The following is a 19,120-nucleotide window of genomic DNA, read 5'->3' as shown; positions in this document are numbered from 1 at the left end:
TGCTGACGCTCAGGGCTCCTCCAAGCTGCCGCGGGAGGAGTTGAGGATGGGACCCACGCTATGAATCCGAGCGTGAGGAGGATGACTCCGCGGGCTTCTTCATTTCGGGATTTTATTGGAAATAGCGGCGCTACGGGAAAGGGGAAAAGTGTGGTAAAGTATTGACTTCCAAAGGAAACGAGAGAAGAACAGGAGCCCCGCCTCACGCATGGCGACCACATCTGAAGCCAAACAGCAACTGGTTGGAACCTACCGCATTCATCCCACCGATACCGGATCGCCGGAAGTTCAGGTAGCCCTCCTCACCGACCGCATCACGTATCTCACCGAGCATTTCAAGACGCACGCGAAGGATCACCATTCGCGGCGGGGTCTGTTGCTGCTGGTGGGCAAGCGCCGGCGTCTGCTCGACTATCTCAAGCACGAGCATCCGGACCGCTACCGGGAATTGATCCACAAGCTGGGCCTGCGCAAGTAGGCGCGTCCGGTCTTCTTCCCACCATCCGGGCGTGCGCCCAGAAAGTGTCTAAATTTCATGCCATCGCGAGTCAGTGTTGAATTAGCCGGGGGAAAATCTCTTACCCTCGAAACCGGAAAGATCGCCAAGCAGGCGGGCGGCGCCGTGACGGTGCGCCTGGGCGACAGCATTGTGCTGGCCACCGCGACGAGCGCGCATCAGCCGCGCGAGGGGATTGACTTTTTCCCGCTGACGGTGGATTACCGCGAATATACGTATGCTTCGGGACGTTTTCCCGGCGGCTATATCAAGCGCGAAGGGCGCCCGACGGAAAAAGAGGTTCTGACCAGCCGACAGATTGACCGGCCCATCCGGCCGCTATTTGCCGACGGCTTCCGGAATGAGACGCAGGTGATTGCGCTAGTGATGTCGGCCGATCAGGACAACGACCCCGATGTGCTGGCGCTGACCGGCGCCGGTGCGGCGCTACATGTGAGTGATATTCCCTTTCCGCACGCGCTGGCGGGAGTGCGGGTGGGCTATGTGGAGGGCAATTACGTCTGCAATCCGACCTATGCGGAGATGCGCGCCAGCCAGTTGAATATTGTGGTGGCGGGCACGGCGGAAGGCATTTCGATGGTGGAAGCCGGGGCGCAGGTGGTTTCGGAAGAAGTCGTTGTCGGGGCGATTGAGTTCGGGCACGAGCAGATCAAAAAGATTCTGGCGGGCATCGAGCAGTTGCGCAAGGAAGCGGGCGCGCCCAAGCGCGAAGTGGCGCCCGTGGAGACCGACGAGGCGTTCTACAAGCAGCTCTTTGGCACCTACGGGGCACGGCTGACCGAGGCGCTCGACACCCAGGCGCATCCGAAGGCGGAAAGCGGCAACCTCGCCCGTGCGGTCGAGGCCGAAGCACAGGCGGCGGTTGCGGCCGAGGATGCGGCGCTCAAGCTGAAGACGAAGAAGTATTTCGAGCTGATGCGGGAGCGGATTTTCCGCGAGGCCTTGCTGGAGAAGCGGCGGCGGCCGGATGCGCGCAAGTTCGACGAGATCCGGGCGGTATCGTGCGAAGTCGGCCTGTTGCCGCGCACGCACGGTTCGGCGCTATTTACGCGCGGCGAGACGCAGGCGCTGGTGACGGTGACGCTGGGGACGAAGGAAGACCAACAGCGCATTGAAACGATCGAGGGCGAAGGCTTCAAGCGCTTCATGTTGAACTACAACTTCCCGCCGTTTTCGGTGGGCGAAGTCGGGTTCATGCGCGGGCCGGGGCGGCGCGAGATCGGGCACGGAGCGCTGGCGGAGCGCAGCCAGTTGTCGCAGTTGCCCGAAGACGGCACGTTCAACTACACCATTCGCGTGGTGAGCGACATTATGGAGTCGAACGGCTCGAGCTCGCAGGCGACGGTGTGCGGGGCATCGCTGGCGCTGGCCGATGCGGGGGTGCCGATGAAGGCTCCGGTGGCGGGTATCGCCATGGGGCTGGTGAAGGAGGGCGAGAAGTACGCCATCCTGACCGACATTGCGGGTGCGGAAGATCATTACGGCGATATGGATTTCAAAGTCGCCGGCACGCGCGAGGGCATTACCGCGCTGCAGATGGACATCAAGATCACCGGCGTCACCCCGGCGCTGATGCGCGAGGCACTGGCGCAGGCACGGACGGCGCGGCTGTTTTTGCTGGACAAGATGGCGGAGACGATTGCCGAGCCGCGCGGGACGCGGTCGGTGTATGCGCCGCAGATCACGACGATCAAGATTCCGGTGGACAAGATCCGCGACCTGATCGGGCCGGGCGGGAAGATGATCCGCTCGATTGTGGAAGCCACGGGCGCGAAGATCGACGTCGAAGACGACGGCACGGTGAATATCGCCGCGGTGGACGGGAACGCCGGCGCCAAGGCGCTGCAGATGGTGAGCGATGTGACGGCGAGCGCCGAGATCGGGAAGACCTATCTGGGCAAGGTGGTGCGCATCGTCGATTTTGGCGCGTTTGTCGAGATTTTCCCCGGGACCGATGGCTTGCTGCATATCAGCGAGATCGCCGAATACCGGGTGCGCGCGGTGGAGGATGAGCTGCACGAGGGCGATCAGATCCTGGTGCGCTGCATCAACATTGAAGGCAACAAGGTGAAGCTGAGCCGCAAGTCGGTGCTCAAGGAGCAGCGCGAGAAGCTGGGACTGCCGCTGCCGCCGCCTCCGCCGGGCTCGGAAGCAAGCGATGGCGACGAGCACGAGCGGCCGCCACGGCGGGAGCACGGCAATGGCGATGACCGTGGTCCGCGGCGGGGAGGGTTCCGCGGCGGACGGGGTGGACGCGACCGGAGGTAACGAGTTCTCAGTTATCAGTCGTCAGTGATCAGTCGAGCACGGCGCCTGCTGGAGCCGTGCTCGACTTTTTGCATCCTAGTGGCGCCAGGGGGCGGCTTTTTCGGTCCAGAGGCTGGCGGGGAATTTCTGGCGGAGCTCCTGTTCGACCTGGGCGAGGAAGCTGGAGTCGTGGGTGGCGCTATATTTGGAGACCGAGCGCCAGTAGGTGGCTTCGGGGGCGAACTGGGAGCCGTTGGAGGCGACTTCGCCGTACCAGCGTTCGGCGACATCGAAGTGCTTGCTGATAAAGGCCAAGCGGCCGAGGCCGGTGCGGAGCCAGGCGTTGAAGTCGGTGCGGGTCAGGTAGCCTTCGTTGCGTACTCGTTCGTGACCATCGTGATCCAGGAGCAGAATGGTGGGGGTCCAGACAGCTTCGAAGCGCTTGAACCAGGCAGGATGGACCTTGATGTGGGCGGTGACCGGCAGGAAATTTTGCTCGATGAAGGCCGCGGTCGCGGGGTCGGCATAACTCTCGGCTTCCAGCCGAGCGCAAGCCCCTCAGGCGGGCGCGGCGCTGAAATCGAGCAGCAGCGGCCGTTTTTCAGACTGCGCGCGGGCGAGGGCGTCGTCAACTTCGGCAATCCAGTTCATGCCGATAGGATACACCGCAATGGCTAATGGCGGACGTCGCTGACGAGAATGCGGGTTTTGGACTTGCCGGTGCGCTCGGCTTCGATGGTCATGGTGCCGCGGGGGTTTAATTGCACGAGGGTGCGGCCGTTGGTTTCAAGATGAACGGAGGCGTCGGGGTAGCGGACGTGGTAGAAGTGAATGATCGCGGCGGGATCGGCGGTGCTGGAGAACTCGATGGAGACGATGACGCTGTGGGGAAGCTGGGCTTCGGTGCCTTCGACGCCGACGGCGCCGGGATAAACCTGCAGGCCGAGGCTGTGGGCCAACTTCTGCGGATCTTTGGTGGAGCTGAGGGTGCCAAAAGGAGCTTCAGCGCGACCACCGGTCTTGGTGGTGGTGACAATCATGGTGTGCTGCACGAAATAGGTCACGCCGAGCATGAAGGTGCCGCCGACGAGGACGCAAATGACCACCAGCCAGATCACCACCTTGCGGCCGCGCCAGGGCTGAGCGGGTTCCGGAAGCGGCGGGGGCTCGGGCGTGCCCGGCAGGCGGGTGCCGCACTCCGGGCAGAAATGGGCGCTGGCCGGGATGGTGGCTTCGCATTGAGCACACTGTTGCGTGGTGGGCATGGCGTTATCCCGAGTGGCGGATGTGCATCACTTCGCCATCCTGCACGATGTAGTCTTTGCCTTCGAGGCGCATTTTGCCGGCCTGACGGGCGGCGGCTTCGGAACCGAGATCGAGCAGTTCCTGCCAGCCGATGACTTCGGCGCGGATGAAGTGCTTGGAAAGGTCGGTGTGGATCGCGCCGGCGGCATCGACGGCGGGAGTGCCGCGCTCGATGGTCCAGGCGCGGCATTCGTCCTCGCCGGCGGTGAAGAACGAAATCAGGCCGAGAAGCTGGTAGATGGCACGGGCGAGGCGGGCGACGCCGGATTCGGTGAGGCCGTAGCCGGCGAGAAACTCAGCGGCTTCGTCAGGCGGCAGGCCGGCGATTTCGGCCTCGACTTTGGCGCAAATGGCGGTGGCGCCGGTGTTGGGCGAGGCGAGTGCGGCGCCGAGGCCATGGCGCTGGGGAGCGGAATCCATCTGGCCGGCTTCGGCTTCGCTCAGATTGAGGACGTAGAGGATGGGCTTCTGGCTGAGGAACTGAAAGCCGCGCGTGGTTTTGCGTTCGGCGGGGCTGAGCGGGAGGGTGCGCAAGGGCTGTTCGGATTCGAGATGCAGCTTCATGCGGTCGAGGATGGCGGCTTCTTCCTGGAGCACGGTGGTGCGCTGCTTCTTCATGTCCTTGGCGACGCGTTCGAGGCGTTTTTCCACCTGGCCGAGATCGCTAAGGATCATGTCGAATTCGAGATTGCGGACATCGGACGAAACGGGTTCGGCGTCGGGGCGGTCGAAGGCGCGGAGGACCTGGGCGAGAGCATCGACCTGACGGAGGGCGGCAATGCCGGTGCCGTCGCGCAGGGATTCAGGGGTGAGGGAGCCGACTTCAGTGAGCTCGATGGTGGCGTGAGTTAGCTTTTTAGGACGGAACAGGTCGGCCAAGCGGTCGAGGCGGGCGTCGGGGACGGTGGCGATGCCAATTCGGTCCTCGCGTCTGGCCAAGTGGACTTCCGCGCCGGTGAGCATGCTGAAGAGCGAGGTTTTTCCCACTTGGGGAAGGCCAATGATGCCGGTTTTCATACGTCGGAAAGGCGATGGTGCAGCGCGAGGCCACGCGGATCCCCCATCTGGGGGATTGGGGCTGGCGACTGTTCAGAATAGCATGCGGATAGGTGATTTCTAGAGAGCAAAGCCAGCGAGGTGTAGCAGACTTCGGGCAGAGGCGTGCGGCTTTTCCTGGTGTCAAAGCCGCAGGCGGTTTGTTCCGCGGGCTAAAGTGGGGCTGGCTTTGCTCTTGGGACAACCCCGAGAAGGCAGCATGCAATCAAAAGGAGTAGCTGGCGGTCGCAAGCGGATGGGGGGCAAACTGAATTTGAACCAGAACGCGTCGGCTAAGCAAGCGCGGGAACAAGCGAGTAGCCAGCCGGCGCCGCGGTTGGTGGCAGGTGCACCGGAAGACTGGAGCGAGGCGGACGCCATCGATTATGCCAAGGGTGGCTGCGCACCGGCCTTTGAGTTTTTATACCACATGCACAAGCGGCGGGTATATTCGCTCTGCCTGCGGATGACGGGGAACACGGCGGAAGCCGAGGATTTGGCGCAGGAGGCGTTCTTACAACTGTTCCGGAAAATTGGGACGTTCCGGGGCGAGTCGGCGTTTTCGACCTGGCTGCACCGGCTTTCCGTCAATGTAGTGCTGATGCACCTACGGCGAAAGAATTTGCCGGAAACGCCGCTGGAAGAGTTTATCGAGCCGGCGCATGAAGACGGGCCGAAGCGCGAGATTGGAGCGCGGGATCAAAATCTGGCGGGCTCGATTGACCGGGTCAATCTGGAGAGGGCGATTGAGCGGCTGCCGCCGGGGTATCGTACCATCTTCGTGCTGCACGATATGGAAGGTTATGAACACAACGAGATTGCCGCTATGATGGGCTGTTCGATCGGCAACTCGAAATCGCAGCTTCACAAGGCCAGGATGAAACTGCGGGATTTGCTGCAGCTTCCGCACATGCGCCGGGGGCCGGGTTCGGTCGCTGTTCCCAGCGCGGTGGCCGCGCGCAGCGGAGGAGAAAGTTTGTGAGCCAAGTTCCCACCCACGCCAACGGTTCCAAGCGCAAACACGCGTCTGTGGGATCGTCGTCCAGAAAGAGGTCACCAGTGGGTTCCCCGATTGTCATGTCCAGGGCGCATGCCCCCTCGGAGTCCGGCGCGGAGGCGTTGGACTGTGCCGCGTTCGAGCTGATGTTGGCGGAGGTGCTGGATCGCGACCAGTTGCCGGCGTCGGCACAACGACATCTCCAGAGTTGTGCGACCTGCGCCAGCGTGCTGGCGACGTTTGAAGACATCGCGGCCCGTGTGCGCCGGCTGCCGCCGGACGAAGCGGAGCCGGCGGTGAATCTCTGGCCGCATATCGCCGCCAAGCTGCGGGAAGAGGGCATCATTCATGCGGACCTGGAATCGTGCCGGGCGGCGGCGCCGACGCCGCGGCTGGTGCCGGGCAGCTCGAAGGCGCATCCGCGGGCGTAAAAGTTATCAGTTTTCAGTCGTCAGTTTTCAGTTTGCGGCGACCGGACTGAGAACTGACGGCTGAAAACTGAGAACTGCTACCCTAGTGGCATGTTGCAGGAGGTGCCGTCGCCGCTCATCCTGGTGGGGTTCATGGGGTCGGGCAAGTCGACGGTGGGACGGGAACTAGCGCAGCGGCTGGGGTGGCATTTTGCCGACCTTGATGACCGGATTGAGGCGGCGGCGGGACGGCCGATCGGGATGATTTTCCGGGAGCGCGGGGAGGCGGATTTTCGCGAGCTGGAGCGGCGCGAGCTGCTGCAATTGCTGGGCGAGAGCCGCGGGCGGCATACGGTGTTGGCGCTGGGCGGGGGAACGTTTGCGCAATTGCAAAATCATGACCCCATCCGTTCCTCTGGGGGTTGCACGGTATTTCTTGAAGTACCGCTTGAAGAATTGCTGTTGCGCTGCGCGGGGATGGAGAACCGTCCGCTATTCCGCGACGAGGCGAGCTTTCGGACGCTGTACGAATACCGGCTGGGCTTTTACCGGCAGGCGGCGGTGACGGTGGTGGCGGGCGGGGCGGAGCCGGGGGCGATCAGCGAGCGGATTCTGGAACAGGTGCGGAACTGGCGCCGGGACCTGCGCCCGGCGTAGCCGCGATTTCCTGATCTTTGTACTGCAGGCGGTAGAGGCGCCAGTAGATGCCGTGGAGATGCAACAGCTCCTGATGGGTGCCGTGCTCGCGCAGCGTGCCTTTGTGCATGACCAGGATCTGATCGGCGCGCTGGATGGTGGAGAGACGGTGGGCGATGAGGATGCTGGTGCGGCCGGCGAGCATGCGGTCGAGGGCTTCGCGGATTTTGAGCTCGGTCTCGGTATCGACGCTGGCGGTAGCTTCGTCGAGGATGAGGATAGAAGGATTCGAGGCGAGGGCGCGGGCGAAGTTGACCAACTGCTTCTGCCCGGTGGATAAGCCGCTGCCGCGCTCGCGCAGGAGGGTGGCGTCGCCATCGGGAAGAGAGGCGAGGAACTCTTCGAGGTTGGCATCGCGCTCGGCGTGCTGGATTTGTAAGAGGCTAACGGCGGGATCGTCCATGCGGATGTTGTCGGCGATGGAGCCGCTGAATAAATAGGGATCCTGGAGGACGATGCCGAAGCGGCGGCGGAGTTCCTGCACGTCCCAGGCGCGGACGTCGAGGCCATCGAGCAGGATGCGGCCCTTCTGGACGTCGTAGAAGCGCAGCATCAGGCTGATCATGGTGGTTTTGCCGGCGCCGGTGTGGCCAACGATGGCGAGACTGGAGCCGGGTTCGGCGACGAAGCTGACGTCGCGCAGAATCCAGTCTTCATCTTTGTAGGCGAACCAGACGTGTTCGAACTCGATGCGGCCGGGTGTGGCGGCGGGGCGCTGGGGGGCGGCGGGGGATTCGAGGGTGACGGGGGTGTCGAGGAGCTGGAAGATGCGCTCGGAGCCGGCCATGGCGGTTTGCAGGGTGTTGTATTTGTCGCTCAGATCCTGGATGGGGCGGAAGAAGCGCTGGACGTACTGAATGAAGGCGAAGACGATGCCGATGGTGAGGGTGCCGTTGAGGACGCGCAGACCCCCGAACCAGAGGATGAGGGCGATGGCGAGGATGCTGAGGAACTCGACCGCGGGATAGTAGAGGGCGTAGGCGAGGATGGCGGAGATCCAGGCATCGCAGTGTTCGTTGTTGATTTTGCGGAACTCCTGGTAGGCGCGCTCCTCGCGGTTGAAGGCCTGGACGACGGCCATGCCGGTGATGTGCTCCTGCAGGAAGACGTTGATGCGGGCGACTAAGAGGCGGATGCGGCGGTAGCTTTTGCGGACGGCTTCGCGGAAGTAGTAGGTCGCGAGGACGATAAACGGCAGTACGCCCAGGGTGATGAGGGAGAGCTGCCAGTTGAAGCGGATCATGACGATGATGATCAGCGTGAGCAGGAAAATGTCGTCGAACAGGGCCACCAAGGCGGTGGAGATGGTGTCGTTGAGGGTCTCGACATCGTTGGTGACGCGGGTGACGAGGCGGCCAGCGGGGTGGTGATCGAAGTAGGAGATGGGCAGCTTTTGCAGATGGCCGAAGAGCTCGCGCCGCAGGGCGTACATGGATTTCTGCCCGACCCAGCGCATGGCGTAGCTTTGGGCAAAGTCGAGAATGAAGCCGACGGCCAGGATGGCCAGGTAGAGGATGCCGATTTCGGCGACCCCGCGGAAGGCGTTGCGCGACAGCGAGGATTCGAGCAGGCTGTGGGCGGTGGGATTGGGGAAGAGATAGCGGTCGATGACGACTTTGTTGAGGTAAGGGCCGACGAGCTGGGTGGCGGCCTGCAGGGCGGCGGCGAGAGTGGCCAACACCACGATCCAGCGATAGGGGCGGACGTAGTGTAGCAAGCGCCGGATGAGCTGGCGATCAACGGCTTTGCCGAGTTGTTCTTCTTCCTGCGGCATAGGGGTCAATCGACGCGGGCGAGTTCTTCCTCCAGCAGTTGCTTTTCGTAGAGGTTGGCATATAGGCCGCCGAGGCCAATCAATTCGGCGTGGGTGCCTTTTTCGGCAATGGCGCCCTGATCGAGAACGGCGATGAAATCGGCGTTGCGGACGGTGGAGATACGGTGGCTGATCAGGAGAGTGGTTCTTTGTCCGCCGGTGTGGAAGGCGATGTTTTCGAGGCCTTCGAGGATTTTCTCTTCGGTGATGGTATCGACGCTGGCGAGGGCGTCGTCGAGGATGAGGATGGGCGCCTGGCGGAGGACGGCACGGGCGAGGGCGGTGCGCTGCTTCTGGCCGCCGGAAAGGGTCAGGCCACGCTCGCCCACGAGGGTATCGAAGCCGTTGGAGAAATCGACCACGTCCTGGCTCAGCCCGGCGATATCGGCGGCTTTGCGGACTTCTTCCTCGCTGGCGCCGGGGCGGCCGAAGGCGATGTTGGCGCGGAGGGTGTCACTGAACAGGAAAGTTTCCTGCGGGACCCAACCGATGCTGCGGCGCAGCAGCGCCAAGGGGATTTCGCGGATGGGGCGACCGTCGATGAGAACCATGCCGGAGGGAGCGTCGAGCAGGCGGGGAATGAGGCCGACGAGGGTGCTTTTGCCGCTGCCGGTAGCGCCCACCAGGGCGACGGTGCTGCCGGCGGGGATGTGCAAGTTCAGATTCCGGAGGACGGGCGCCGAGGTTACGCCGTAGGAAAACGTGAGGTCGCGGAATTCGATGTCGCCGTGGACGGTGGTGATGTGGCGGTTGGTTTCCGGAGTGTCGGCGATATCGGGTTTTTGTTCGAGAACTTCCTGCAGGCGGGCGAGGGAGGCGGTGCCGCGCTGCACCAGATTGATGACATAGCCGAGGGCGATCATGGGAAACGCCATCTGGGCCATGTAGAGATTGAAGGCGGCGTAACCGCCAATGGTGATGCGGTGTTCGAGGACAGCGCGGCCGCCAAACCAGAGCACCAGCACGAAGGCGACGCCGAGCATGAACTGCAGCAGCGGATCGAAGGAGCCGGTGAGCAACACCAGGCGCATGTTGCGGGCGACGTAGTCGTGGTTCAGGCGGTCGAATTTCTCTTCTTCGATGTGCTCGCGGGCGTAGGCGCGGACCAGACGCAGACCGGCGAGGTTTTCCTCCACGCGGGTGGAGAGGGTGCTGAACATGCTCTGAATGCGCTCGAAGCGGTCGTGAATACGCTTGCCGAACCATTGCACGGCGAGCGAGACGAAGGGGGCGGGGATGAAGGCGATGAGGGTGAGGATGGGATCGAGATGCCAGAGGATGGTGATGACGTAGACGAACAGCACCACCGCCTGGGCGGAGTACATGATGCCGGGCCCGACCATGTTGCGCACCGCCATCAGGTCGTTGACGGCGCGGGCCATGAGATCGCCGGTGCGGAATTTCTGGAAGAAGTTCGACGACAGGCGCTCGAGCTGAGCCAAAAGGTCGTTGCGCAGGTCAAGCTCGATCAGGCGGGAGATGGTGATGAGGATGAGGCGCTGGAAGTAGTTCAATACCGCGCGGGCGCTGACGGCGACCATCAGCAGCAGGCAGTACTTGAGGAGCTTGGAGACGGTGAGGCCGTTGCCGAGGTCGTTAATGGCGAGGTCAATGATGTAGGGGATGGAAACCAGGACGGCGGTATTCACCAGCAGGATGGCCATGCCGCCAACGAGGCGTCCGCGGTAGCGGCGCAAATAGGGAAGAAGCGCCCGCAAGACCTCTTTTCTCATTCGCCGGCGGCTCGCGCCGCATTTATTAGAGCGCAATCAGCGTTGCTGTGCCCCGCTGCCGGCACGGGCGTGCGGCTTTTCTTGGTGAAAAGCCGCATACGATTAAGGTCCGCCAGGCTACAGCGATGCTGATTGTGCTCTAGGGGCTGCGCCCCTGGCCCCCCGCTGGTCGGCCTCCCCAACGTGTTCCTGGCGGAGCCCGTATGCTTCTTCAATTGCTTGCGGGCGTGCTCGCCCCACTTGCCGCTGCGGGCGAGCAGCGCACAGCGGCCCCACTCAGAGCGGGCGGGCTGAACTCGGTGCATCTTCCAGAGAGTGTCGCCGGCGCGGCAATAGGCTTCGGCGAGGGCGGGGTTGTTGGAAATGGCATCCTCGAAGCGAGCCAAGGCTCCGACGTAGTCGCCGTGATTGTAGTAGAACTTGCCCACGTTGAGGTCATGATCCGCCAGGATGGGGTCTGGAGTTGGCGGTGCTATGTGGGTAGATTCGGGAAAGAGCGGTCCGGCTTCGCTTTTTGTCCTGGCGGCGGGATTGGGCACGGCATTGGGGCGGGGGCCGTTGGGGGGCGGAGGGTGAAGCTGCTGCGATGCCAGTCCGGTCCACAGCCCGAGCGTAACCCATAGGAACACGACCAGCACGCGCGGCATAGTTCCATCGTAACGCGAAGCGGGCGGCTGGAGGCCGCCCGCTGTGATGGGTGGTGGGTGGCGAGACGCGTGTAGAGACCCTGCTTCGCGCTGTGCGCTACGCAGGGTAAGCACAGCGGCAGTGCCGCTGTGCTTATTGGCCGCTGTTCTGGCTGGTTGAGGCCAGGCCGTTGGTCAGAATCTTCAGGTCAACGCGGCGGTTGAACTTGCGGCCGGCAAGGGTCTTGTTGGATTCGGCGGGCTGGTTCTCGCCCAGGCCGATCAAATAAATGCGGTGAGGGGCGATGTTGTTGGCTTCGAGGTAGCGCACCACGGAATTGGCGCGGCGCTGGCTGAGCTGGAGGTTGTAGGCGGCCGGGCCGCTGGTGTCGGTGTAGCCCTGAACCTCGAGGATGCCATGCGTGTCCTGGTGCAATTGCGTGATCACCTGATCGAGCTCCTGCTTGGCATCGGGCGTCAGGTTGGACTTATTGAAGGCGAAGTGGACGGTGGCTTGCCCGGTCTGATGGTAGTCTTCCAGATTGGCCACGGTCTTGTCGAGCGATTGAATCTGACCGGAGGTCTGGTCGAGCTTAGAACTGACCTGTTGGGCTTGCTGCTGGGCCTGCTGCGCCTGGTTCACGGCATTTTCCGTAGATTGGTTGACCTGGGCAATGCCGGCGTCGGTCTGCTGCTTGGTGTCGCGAATGGCGTTGGTGTTTTTCGCGGTCTGGGCATCGAGCTGGTTGACGTGGTCCATGAGCGGCGCGGTCTGCTGGCGGACATACTTTTTTGTGGTGCAACCCGCCGCCACAAACATAGCCACGGCCAAGCCTCCGACCATAAAGAGCCGTGGGTTATGGAAATTCATTGAGTTCGACATGACGACCTCCACCCGGATTGCTTGCACGAAGGTTGCCAAACCGGGAGAGTGCGATTTTGAGTGGTGTGGAGGGATGACTCCGTCCGGGTGGTGATGTATATACGTTGCCGCAGCGGTAAAATTTACGTTGTGGATCTGAGTAGCAAGTCCCGTGTTTTGCCTACCCAACCTGGCGTTTACCTGTTCAAGAATGCGGCGGGCGGCATCATCTATGTCGGCAAGGCCAAGGACTTGCGCGCCCGGGTGCGGACCTACTTTCTGGCGGGCAGCCAGGAGAACGCCAAAACGGGCTCGCTGGTGCGCGAGGCCGCCGATTTCGAAACCATCGTGGTGGACACGGAAGCGGAAGCGCTGGCGCTGGAAAACACGCTGATCAAGCAGCACCAGCCGCGCTTCAACGTGCTGCTGCGGGACGACAAAACATATCCGTATATCAAGCTGAGTCAGGAGGTGTTCCCGCGCGTGAGCGTGACGCGGCGGGTGGTGCGGGACGGCTCGGAGTACTTTGGCCCGTATTTTCCGGCGGGGTTGGCGTACCGGCTGCTGCACTTCATCCAGAAGTACTTTCAGCTCTGTTCCTGCCGGCGGGACCTGAGCCGGCCGCATGCGCGGCCGTGCTTTCAGTACCAGCTTCACCGCTGTCTAGGGCCGTGCATGCCGGGGCTGGTGACGCAGGAGCGGTATCAGCAGGCGGCGAGGGACACGCGGCTGTTTTTGAGCGGGCGGCAGCCCGAGCTGGCACGCGACTTGCGCCAGAGGCGGGATGCGGCGGCGGCGGGCGAGCGGTTTGAGGAAGCGGCCGGGTATCGCGACTTACTGACGGTGCTCGAGGATATTCAGGAGCGACAGAAGATGCACGCCGTCGAGGGGCAGGACGCCGACGTGGTGGGACTCTACCGTGAGGGGGCGCGCGCGGCGCTGCACGTGTTTCCTATGCGGCATGGCCGGGTGGTGGACCGGCGCGAGTTCTTCTGGGAAGCGCTGCCGGATGAGGAGGCAAGCGATGCGGAATTGCTAGGGGCGCTACTGAAGCAGATTTACCTGGAGCAGCCGTATTTACCGCCGCGGATAGACGCGCCGATGGACTTTGAGGATCGCGCGGCGCTGGAAGCGACGTTGACGGCGCAGCGCGGCAGCCGGGTGGAGATTGCGCTGCCGCAGCGGGGCGCCAAGAAGGAGATGTTGGAGCTGGCCGAGCGCAACGCCCGGCTGTCGTTTGCGCGGCGGTTCCGGGCGCCGGCGGCGGAGCAGCAGGCGGAGGAGCAGTGGGCGGCACTGGGGCGGGCCTTGGAGGTTGAATTAAGCGCGGGTGCGCGGCGGGTTGAATGCTTCGACATCTCGCATTTTCAAGGGGCGGAAACAGTGGCGTCGATGGTGGTATGGGCGGCAGGGAAGATGCGGCGGGGGGAATACCGGCGCTACCGCATCCGTGAGGTAGCCGGCGTGGATGATTTCCGCTCGATGGCGGAAGTGGTGAGGCGGCGCTACCGGCGGCGTCTGGCGGAGGGCGGCGAGCTGCCGGGACTGATTCTGATTGACGGCGGCATCGGGCAATTGCACGCGGCACAGGCGGTGCTGACGGAGTTGGGGCTCGAGCAGGTTCCGCTGGCGAGTTTGGCGAAACGCGAGGAGCTGGTATTTGTTCCGGGGCGCGAGGCGGAGCCGGTGCGGTTGGACCATCACAGCAACGAGCTGCACCTACTGCAGATGATCCGGGATGAAGCGCATCGCTTTGCAATTACGTTTCACCGCGAGCGGCGGGGCAAGGCCAATGTACGCTCGGAGCTGCTGGCGGTGCCGGGCATCGGGCCGGCGACGACGCGAAAATTGCTGCGGCATTTCGGCAGTGTCAGCGGGGTGCGAGCGGCCGATGCGGCGGCGCTGGCGGAGGTGATGCCGGAGGCGCGGGCGCAAACGGTCTGGAACCACCTGCACCTCGAGCAGCAGGAGCCGACGGAAATACTGAAAAACTGACGGACTGACCTACGGCTTTTGGTGCTAGCATCACCTCAGTGGAGGGACTATGGCGGAATCCAGGGGTTTGTGGTTTTTGGTAGGACTGAGTTTGGGGGCTTTGGCGGGGGTGCTGTACGCACCGCAAGCGGGCGAACAGACGCGCGATTACTTGCGCGACAAGGCGGGAGAAGGGCGGGAACGATTCCGCACCAAGAAAGAAGAGTGGCGGCAGCAAGCGGGCGGGTTGCGCTCGCAGGCCGGAGAATACGCCGAGCGCGGCAAGTCGGCAGTAACCCGGCAAATTGATCAGTTCCAGGCGGCGGTCGAGGCCGGCAAACAGGCGTACCGCGAAGCTGCGGGACTGGAAGACAAAGAGGAGCAAGAAGAGAAGCGCGAGCCCAGTTCGCAGCTTTAGTTTCGAGGCTGCGCGCGCAGGAGAGCTATGCCCACCACCGACATTCTGCTGATCATTTTCATTGCGATTGCGGCCCTGGCGCTGCTGGCGCAATGGATCGTTTTAGCGAGTCTGGCCAGCCGATTCAGCAAGCTGTCGGAAAAGGTTGAGCCACTGGTGCCGCAGGTGGCACAGACCACGGCGGTGCTGGCGCCACTGCTGCGCGATGTGCATGCGATGGTGACGGAAACGCGGCCCAAGCTGGAGATGATCTCGGCGAATGTGGCGGAAGTGAGCGCACTGGCGCGCGATCAATTGCGGCGGGCGGATGCGTTTGCGGGCGAGTTCGCGCAACGGCTGGAGCTGCAGATGGTACGGGTGGATGACGCGCTGGGTTCGGCGTTGGCGAGCGTCGACCAGATTGCCTCAACGGTGCGCGACACCGTGCTGCGGCCGGTGAACGATGTGAACGCACTGGTGCAGGGGGTGCGCACGGGGATGGACTTCTTTTTCCGGCGGCGGTCGAGTCCGCCGACGCGTCCTGCTTATCAGGACGATGAGATGTTTATCTGACGGGGGCCAGAGGCCAGGGGCCAGCGACTACGGGCCGCCGAGGGGGGTGGCGGGCGGCAGGGGAAGTGGAGAGTTGTGGGCAACTTGGAACTCCAGGTAGGCGCCGCGGGCGGCCCAATCGGTGTGCGGGTAGGCGCGGGCTAGAAGCGCGGCGTCGGCGGTGACGCGGCTGCGGGCATCGGCGGCATTGGAGGCGTTGGCATTCTTGCCGGGCTGGGAGTAGAGGGTCCAGGCGATGGCTTCGCGGTAGAGGGCGTCGTAGACGGCTTCCGGGGCGTCGGGGCTGGCAGGGTACTTCTTGACGTAGTCGCGGTAGCGATTGGCTTCTTTACCGATGCATTCCGGCTTGGTGAACCAGTCGCCACAGGTGAAGTGCTCGATCAGCAGCTTGTAGGCGGCGCGCGCAGCCCAGGGCGTGCCCTTGAATTTGCTCTCGACGCGGTGGAGCAGGCTGTCGTCGGGGAAGAGGCGCATGTCGGGGGCGGCGCTGGAGGGCATTTCCGAGACTTTGGTATCCCACTGGAGCGCGGCACCGCGATAGAGGGCTTCGCCGGCGCGCGGAGATTGCGGCAGGTAATTGTAGATGTTCAGGAACAGGCGCGTGGCATTTTTGGTTTCTGCGTCGCTCTGGTCGTCGTAGGCCTTGCGCTGCAGGGCGGCGGCGGCGCCGAAGATGACTTCATCGGCGTTGGGCGCGCTGAGCAGCACGAAGTTGTGGCCGGTGATCCAGCCGGAGATGCCGGAAAAGACCTGGGTGAATTTGCCGTTGACGGCCTGCACCCCGATTTGCTGGCCGGGCGGGATGGTGCCGACTTTGGCAGTGGAGGTGTCGGGGCTGAGATAGACGGTTTCCGATCCCAGCGCGATGGCTTTTTGCAGGGGCACGGCCTGCATTGATTGGCGCGGGGCCTGGCGTGGCTGCGCCACGCCACCCGCTTGACGCTCGGCCGGGCTGGGGGCCCCGTGAGCCCCAGTCCGGCCTCCGCGTGCGGCTGCGAGGGTGGAGGCGAGCAGCAGCAGAAGGACGAGCTTCATACTTCCAGAATAACCGGCAGGATCAGGGGTCGCTTGTTGGTTTCCGCCTGTAAATACCTTTTCAGGTCGCGGCGGATGCGTTCCTTGATGAGCGACCAGTCGCCGGATTCTTCGCGGCCGGCGGCGGCGACCGATTCGGTCACAAGCTGGCGGGCGCGGGCGAGCAGGCCGTCGGCCAGGACCGGGCTGACGAAGCCGGAGGTAATGATTTCGGGCTCATTCTGCACGCGGCCGGAGGCTTTGTTGATGGCCAGGATGGGCAGCACGATGCCGTCTTCGGCGAGGTGACGGCGGTCGCGGACGATGAGGTCTTCGGCGACTTCATCCTGACTGCCGCTGTCAATGAAGACGCGGCCAGTGGCGACAGTGCCGGTGCGCCAGAGGCCGGTTTGGTCGAGCTCGAGCACGTCGCCATCCTCGACCACGTGGGCTTCGAGCTTGGGGATGCGGAGGCTGCGGACGAGCTGGGCGTGCAGAGAGAGCTGGCGGAATTCGCCGTGGACGGGGATGAAATGACGCGGCCGGACCAAGCTGGCCATCAACTTCAGCTCTTCCTGGCTGGCGTGGCCGGAGACGTGGACCGGCGGGTACTGATCGGTGTCGTAGACGACGCGCGCGCCCAGCTTGAAGAGGTGGTTGATCATGCGGTAGATGGCGCGCTCGTTGCCGGGGATGATGCGGCTGGAGAGGACGACGGTGTCGCCGGGGCTGATTTCGGCGAACTTGTGGTTCTTGACCGAAGCGCGCGCCAGCGCCGACATGGGCTCGGCCTGGCTGCCGGAGATGACGACCGTCACCTGGTCGCGCGGGAACGATCGCAGGTCCTGCGGGCGAATGAGGATGCCGTCGGGGAGATGGAGAAAATCGAGGCGGTGGGCGATGGCGGTGTTGTTCTCCATGCTGCGACCGAGGAAGCAGACCTTGCGGCCATAGGCCTCGGCCATTTCGACGGCCAACTGGATGCGGTGGATGGAGCTGGTGAAGCAGCAGATGAAGAGGCGTCCGTCGCCGGCGCCGGCGAAGAGATCGTCAAAGCGGTCGCGCACGGCCAGCTCGCTGGCGGTGTAGCCGCGGCGGTCGACGTTGGTGCTGTCACTGAGCAGCGCCAGCACGCCGCGCTTGCCGTAGGCGGCGAAGGTGTGCAGGTCAAAGGGGATGTTATCGCCGGGGGTGGGATCGATTTTGAAGTCGCCGGTGTGGATGACGACGCCGGCGGGCGTGGTGATGGCGATGGCGCAGGCGCCAACGATGCTGTGGGTGACGTGGATGTACTCGATGGAAAACGGTCCCAGGGTGAAGGGTTCGAGCTCGCGCACCACGTGGCGATGGGTGGAATCGAGGAGGCCGTGCTCGCTGAACTTCGACTCGACCAGCGCCAGGGTGAACTCGGTGCCGTAGAGGGGGACGTTCAGGTCTTCGATGACGAAGGGCAGCGCGCCGATGTGATCTTCATGCGCGTGGGTGAGCAGAATGCCGCGCAGATGGGCGCGATTTTCGACGAGGTAGCTGACGTCGGGCACGACGATGTCGATGCCGAGCAGCTCGGGTTCGGGAAACATCAGGCCGCAGTCGACGACTACGATGTCGTCGCCATAGCGAATGGCCATCATGTTGAGGCCGAACTCGCCCAAGCCGCCTAAGGGGATCAATTGCAAGGGATTAGCCACGATCTTCTATTCTAGAGGATGCGGACACGCTGAGGGCCGAGGGCGTGCCAAAATCAGGTCAGAATGGCTGCCGTCTCAGCGCAGAAAGGACTCTGCATCTGTGTCGAGCGCGAGGCCGACGGGCGGTGGATTGCGGCGGCAGTGAAGTTGCCGGGTGCGTTGGCCTACGGCGAGAGCCAACACGACGCTGAGCAGCGATTGCGGGAATTGGTGTTCCGCATCCTGGCGGACCGGGTGGCGCACGGCGAGCCAGTTCCCGAGGCGGCGAACGCGCTTTTCTATACTCGATGAGGGCTTGGCCTGCGTGCAAGGCACGGCGAGTAAGGGCAGCGCCGTTGCGAATCGGATGGGCAGAGAAGCGCACGACGGGATTCCACGTGGTTTTAGAGCAGGATCAGACTTGCTATAGCCGCGAGGATCGAACGTGTGCGGCTTCGACCCCATAAGAAGTCGCACGTTACTTGGTCGGAGCCGGATACACCGAGCTATTGCACCGTCAGGCTCAAGGCCGCGGAAAAGCTGGAAGATCCGTTGCTGGCGGTTACCGTCAGCGTATAGGTGCCGGCAGGTGTGCCCGGCGTGGATTGTTGCGGTGGGGGTGGTGGGTAGGCGCCTCCTCCACCGCCGCCGCATCCGGCCATGAGGGCAACTATTGCGAGCAGGCAAGCCGTGGCCGCCAGACGGCGTCGTGGTGCTGGGCCGAGCCACAGTACCAGACCGGCGAGCGCCAGCATTCCAACCAGGCAAAGCAGTCCTGCAGGCCAGCTTGGCGGTGCGGGCAGGGGCAGTGCCGCGCTGCGTGCGGTAGTTGTTACCGTGACAGTCGCTGTCGCCAGGGCCGACCCGGACACAGTGACCGACGCCGGAGATGCGGTGCAGGTTGCGCTCTGCGGCGCGCCGCTGCAGCGCAGGCTGTACGTACCGGAGGCGCCAGCCACCGACGTGAAGCTCAGTTGGTAGGTGGCGCTGGAGCCGGCATTAACGGTAGCCGAAGCGCTGGAACCAGTGCTCACGCCGATCGATACGCCCGCACCGGTGCCCGACAGCGCGACCGCCTGTGGCGAATCCGCAGCATTGTCGGTGATGGTGAGCGCGCCGGTTCGGTTGCCCGTTGCCGTGGGCTTAAAGCCGACCGAGATGGCGCAATTGGCCCCAGCGGCGACGCTGCTGCCGCAGGTGTTGGTCTGGGTGAAGTCGCCCGAGGCGGTGATGCTGGTGATGGCGAGTGCCGAG

General features: G+C 63.6%; 19 protein-coding genes. 10 read left to right on the top strand and 9 right to left on the bottom strand.

The features are described 5' to 3' along the window. Positions 1-208 precede the first annotated feature (208 nt). Positions 209-478, top strand: coding sequence for a 30S ribosomal protein S15 (locus tag EPN33_07965; GenBank protein TAN22454.1), 270 nt, complete (start codon positions 209-211; stop codon positions 476-478). 57 nt (positions 479-535) lie between these two features. Next, complete coding sequence (pnp, locus tag EPN33_07960; GenBank protein TAN22453.1) at positions 536-2,785, top strand: polyribonucleotide nucleotidyltransferase; 2,250 nt, start codon at positions 536-538, stop codon at positions 2,783-2,785. 75 nt (positions 2,786-2,860) lie between these two features. Here pnp and EPN33_07955 read toward each other — a convergent pair whose 3' ends face one another. Further along, positions 2,861-3,079 carry a hypothetical protein gene (locus tag EPN33_07955; GenBank protein TAN22452.1) on the bottom strand — a complete coding sequence of 73 codons (219 nt, stop codon included), beginning with the start codon at positions 3,077-3,079 and terminating at the stop codon, positions 2,861-2,863. 72 nt (positions 3,080-3,151) lie between these two features. On the opposite strand from EPN33_07955, the gene EPN33_07950 reads away from it, so the two are divergent. After that, entirely contained in the window at positions 3,152-3,442 is a 291-nt protein-coding gene (locus tag EPN33_07950) for a hypothetical protein (protein ID TAN22451.1), read from the top strand. Here EPN33_07950 and EPN33_07945 read toward each other — a convergent pair. Together EPN33_07945 and ychF are read right to left on the bottom strand one after the other, a co-directional pair. Further along, the gene (locus EPN33_07945; GenBank protein TAN22450.1) at positions 3,439-4,029 is read right to left on the bottom strand and encodes a hypothetical protein; all 591 of its coding nucleotides are present in this window, start codon (positions 4,027-4,029) and stop codon (positions 3,439-3,441) included. The two genes, EPN33_07950 and EPN33_07945, sit on opposite strands and share 4 nt — an antisense overlap. Before the next feature lie 4 nt (positions 4,030-4,033). Further along, positions 4,034-5,086, bottom strand: coding sequence for a redox-regulated ATPase YchF (gene ychF, locus EPN33_07940; GenBank protein ID TAN22449.1), 1,053 nt, complete (start codon positions 5,084-5,086; stop codon positions 4,034-4,036). 274 nt (positions 5,087-5,360) lie between these two features. On the opposite strand from ychF, the gene EPN33_07935 reads away from it, so the two are divergent. The 3 genes from EPN33_07935 to EPN33_07925 all read left to right on the top strand — a co-directional run bounded on the left by EPN33_07935 (position 5,361) and on the right by EPN33_07925 (position 7,168). After that, positions 5,361-6,086, top strand: a complete 726-nt coding sequence (locus EPN33_07935) for an RNA polymerase sigma factor (GenBank protein ID TAN22464.1) — start codon at positions 5,361-5,363, stop codon at positions 6,084-6,086. Positions 6,087-6,223: 137 nt separating this feature from the next. Continuing rightward, positions 6,224-6,532 carry a hypothetical protein gene (locus tag EPN33_07930; GenBank protein TAN22448.1) on the top strand — a complete coding sequence of 103 codons (309 nt, stop codon included), beginning with the start codon at positions 6,224-6,226 and terminating at the stop codon, positions 6,530-6,532. Between the two features lie 90 nt (positions 6,533-6,622). Continuing rightward, on the top strand, positions 6,623-7,168 hold the full coding sequence (locus EPN33_07925) for a shikimate kinase (protein TAN22447.1): 546 nt from the start codon (positions 6,623-6,625) through the stop codon (positions 7,166-7,168). On the opposite strand, the gene EPN33_07920 is transcribed toward EPN33_07925, so the two are convergent. From EPN33_07920 to EPN33_07905, 4 genes are all read right to left on the bottom strand, one after another. Beyond that, positions 7,110-8,981, bottom strand: a complete 1,872-nt coding sequence (locus EPN33_07920) for an ABC transporter ATP-binding protein (GenBank protein ID TAN22446.1) — start codon at positions 8,979-8,981, stop codon at positions 7,110-7,112. The two genes, EPN33_07925 and EPN33_07920, sit on opposite strands and share 59 nt — an antisense overlap. A gap of 5 nt (positions 8,982-8,986) precedes the next feature. Next, positions 8,987-10,753, bottom strand: a complete 1,767-nt coding sequence (locus tag EPN33_07915) for an ABC transporter ATP-binding protein (protein TAN22445.1) — start codon at positions 10,751-10,753, stop codon at positions 8,987-8,989. Continuing rightward, positions 10,750-11,400: a hypothetical protein gene (locus tag EPN33_07910; protein TAN22444.1), complete on the bottom strand. Its 651-nt coding sequence runs from the start codon at positions 11,398-11,400 to the stop codon at positions 10,750-10,752. Before EPN33_07910 ends, EPN33_07915 begins: the two co-directional genes overlap by 4 nt. 133 nt (positions 11,401-11,533) lie before the next feature. Next, positions 11,534-12,262: an OmpA family protein gene (locus tag EPN33_07905; protein ID TAN22443.1), complete on the bottom strand. Its 729-nt coding sequence runs from the start codon at positions 12,260-12,262 to the stop codon at positions 11,534-11,536. Between the two features lie 129 nt (positions 12,263-12,391). Here EPN33_07905 and uvrC point away from each other — a divergent pair, with 129 nt between their 5' ends. From uvrC to EPN33_07890, 3 genes are read left to right on the top strand one after another with little or no spacing between them, the layout of a single operon-like run. Continuing rightward, positions 12,392-14,236, top strand: a complete 1,845-nt coding sequence (gene uvrC / locus EPN33_07900) for an excinuclease ABC subunit UvrC (GenBank protein ID TAN22442.1) — start codon at positions 12,392-12,394, stop codon at positions 14,234-14,236. Between the two features lie 49 nt (positions 14,237-14,285). Further along, the gene (locus EPN33_07895; protein TAN22441.1) at positions 14,286-14,633 is read left to right on the top strand and encodes a YtxH domain-containing protein; all 348 of its coding nucleotides are present in this window, start codon (positions 14,286-14,288) and stop codon (positions 14,631-14,633) included. 27 nt (positions 14,634-14,660) lie between these two features. Further along, positions 14,661-15,185 carry a hypothetical protein gene (locus EPN33_07890; protein TAN22440.1) on the top strand — a complete coding sequence of 175 codons (525 nt, stop codon included), beginning with the start codon at positions 14,661-14,663 and terminating at the stop codon, positions 15,183-15,185. 27 nt (positions 15,186-15,212) lie between these two features. Here EPN33_07890 and EPN33_07885 read toward each other — a convergent pair whose 3' ends face one another. Both EPN33_07885 and EPN33_07880 read right to left on the bottom strand, forming a co-directional pair. Next, positions 15,213-16,220, bottom strand: coding sequence for a hypothetical protein (locus tag EPN33_07885; GenBank protein ID TAN22439.1), 1,008 nt, complete (start codon positions 16,218-16,220; stop codon positions 15,213-15,215). Beyond that, positions 16,217-17,890, bottom strand: coding sequence for a ribonuclease J (locus EPN33_07880; GenBank protein ID TAN22438.1), 1,674 nt, complete (start codon positions 17,888-17,890; stop codon positions 16,217-16,219). The genes EPN33_07885 and EPN33_07880 overlap by 4 nt, the downstream gene beginning before the upstream one ends. A gap of 60 nt (positions 17,891-17,950) precedes the next feature. Here EPN33_07880 and EPN33_07875 point away from each other — a divergent pair, with 60 nt between their 5' ends. Next, positions 17,951-18,178, top strand: coding sequence for a type II toxin-antitoxin system HicB family antitoxin (locus tag EPN33_07875; GenBank protein ID TAN22437.1), 228 nt, complete (start codon positions 17,951-17,953; stop codon positions 18,176-18,178). Positions 18,179-19,120 lie beyond the last annotated feature (942 nt).

The organism is Acidobacteriota bacterium (assembly GCA_004299485.1).
Taxonomy (GTDB): domain Bacteria; phylum Acidobacteriota; class Terriglobia; order Terriglobales; family SCQP01; genus SCQP01.
The sequence above is the reverse complement of the archived record's forward strand: the minus strand, read 5'-3'. Positions and strand labels throughout refer to the sequence as shown.

Bases quoted from the DNA above. Each gene is read 5' to 3' on its own strand.
- EPN33_07905 (TAN22443.1), bottom strand. From the start codon at position 12,262: ATGTCGAACTCAATGAATTTCCATAACCCACGGCTCTTTATGGTCGGA.
- pnp (TAN22453.1), top strand. From the start codon at position 536: ATGCCATCGCGAGTCAGTGTTGAATTAGCCGGGGGAAAATCTCTTACC.
- EPN33_07875 (TAN22437.1), top strand. From the start codon at position 17,951: ATGGCTGCCGTCTCAGCGCAGAAAGGACTCTGCATCTGTGTCGAGCGC.
- EPN33_07915 (TAN22445.1), bottom strand. From the start codon at position 10,753: ATGAGAAAAGAGGTCTTGCGGGCGCTTCTTCCCTATTTGCGCCGCTAC.
- EPN33_07935 (TAN22464.1), top strand. From the start codon at position 5,361: ATGGGGGGCAAACTGAATTTGAACCAGAACGCGTCGGCTAAGCAAGCG.
- EPN33_07920 (TAN22446.1), bottom strand. From the start codon at position 8,981: ATGCCGCAGGAAGAAGAACAACTCGGCAAAGCCGTTGATCGCCAGCTC.
- ychF (TAN22449.1), bottom strand. From the start codon at position 5,086: ATGAAAACCGGCATCATTGGCCTTCCCCAAGTGGGAAAAACCTCGCTC.
- EPN33_07895 (TAN22441.1), top strand. From the start codon at position 14,286: ATGGCGGAATCCAGGGGTTTGTGGTTTTTGGTAGGACTGAGTTTGGGG.
- EPN33_07910 (TAN22444.1), bottom strand. From the start codon at position 11,400: ATGCCGCGCGTGCTGGTCGTGTTCCTATGGGTTACGCTCGGGCTGTGG.
- EPN33_07945 (TAN22450.1), bottom strand. From the start codon at position 4,029: ATGCCCACCACGCAACAGTGTGCTCAATGCGAAGCCACCATCCCGGCC.
- EPN33_07925 (TAN22447.1), top strand. From the start codon at position 6,623: ATGTTGCAGGAGGTGCCGTCGCCGCTCATCCTGGTGGGGTTCATGGGG.
- EPN33_07965 (TAN22454.1), top strand. From the start codon at position 209: ATGGCGACCACATCTGAAGCCAAACAGCAACTGGTTGGAACCTACCGC.
- EPN33_07890 (TAN22440.1), top strand. From the start codon at position 14,661: ATGCCCACCACCGACATTCTGCTGATCATTTTCATTGCGATTGCGGCC.
- EPN33_07885 (TAN22439.1), bottom strand. From the start codon at position 16,220: ATGAAGCTCGTCCTTCTGCTGCTGCTCGCCTCCACCCTCGCAGCCGCA.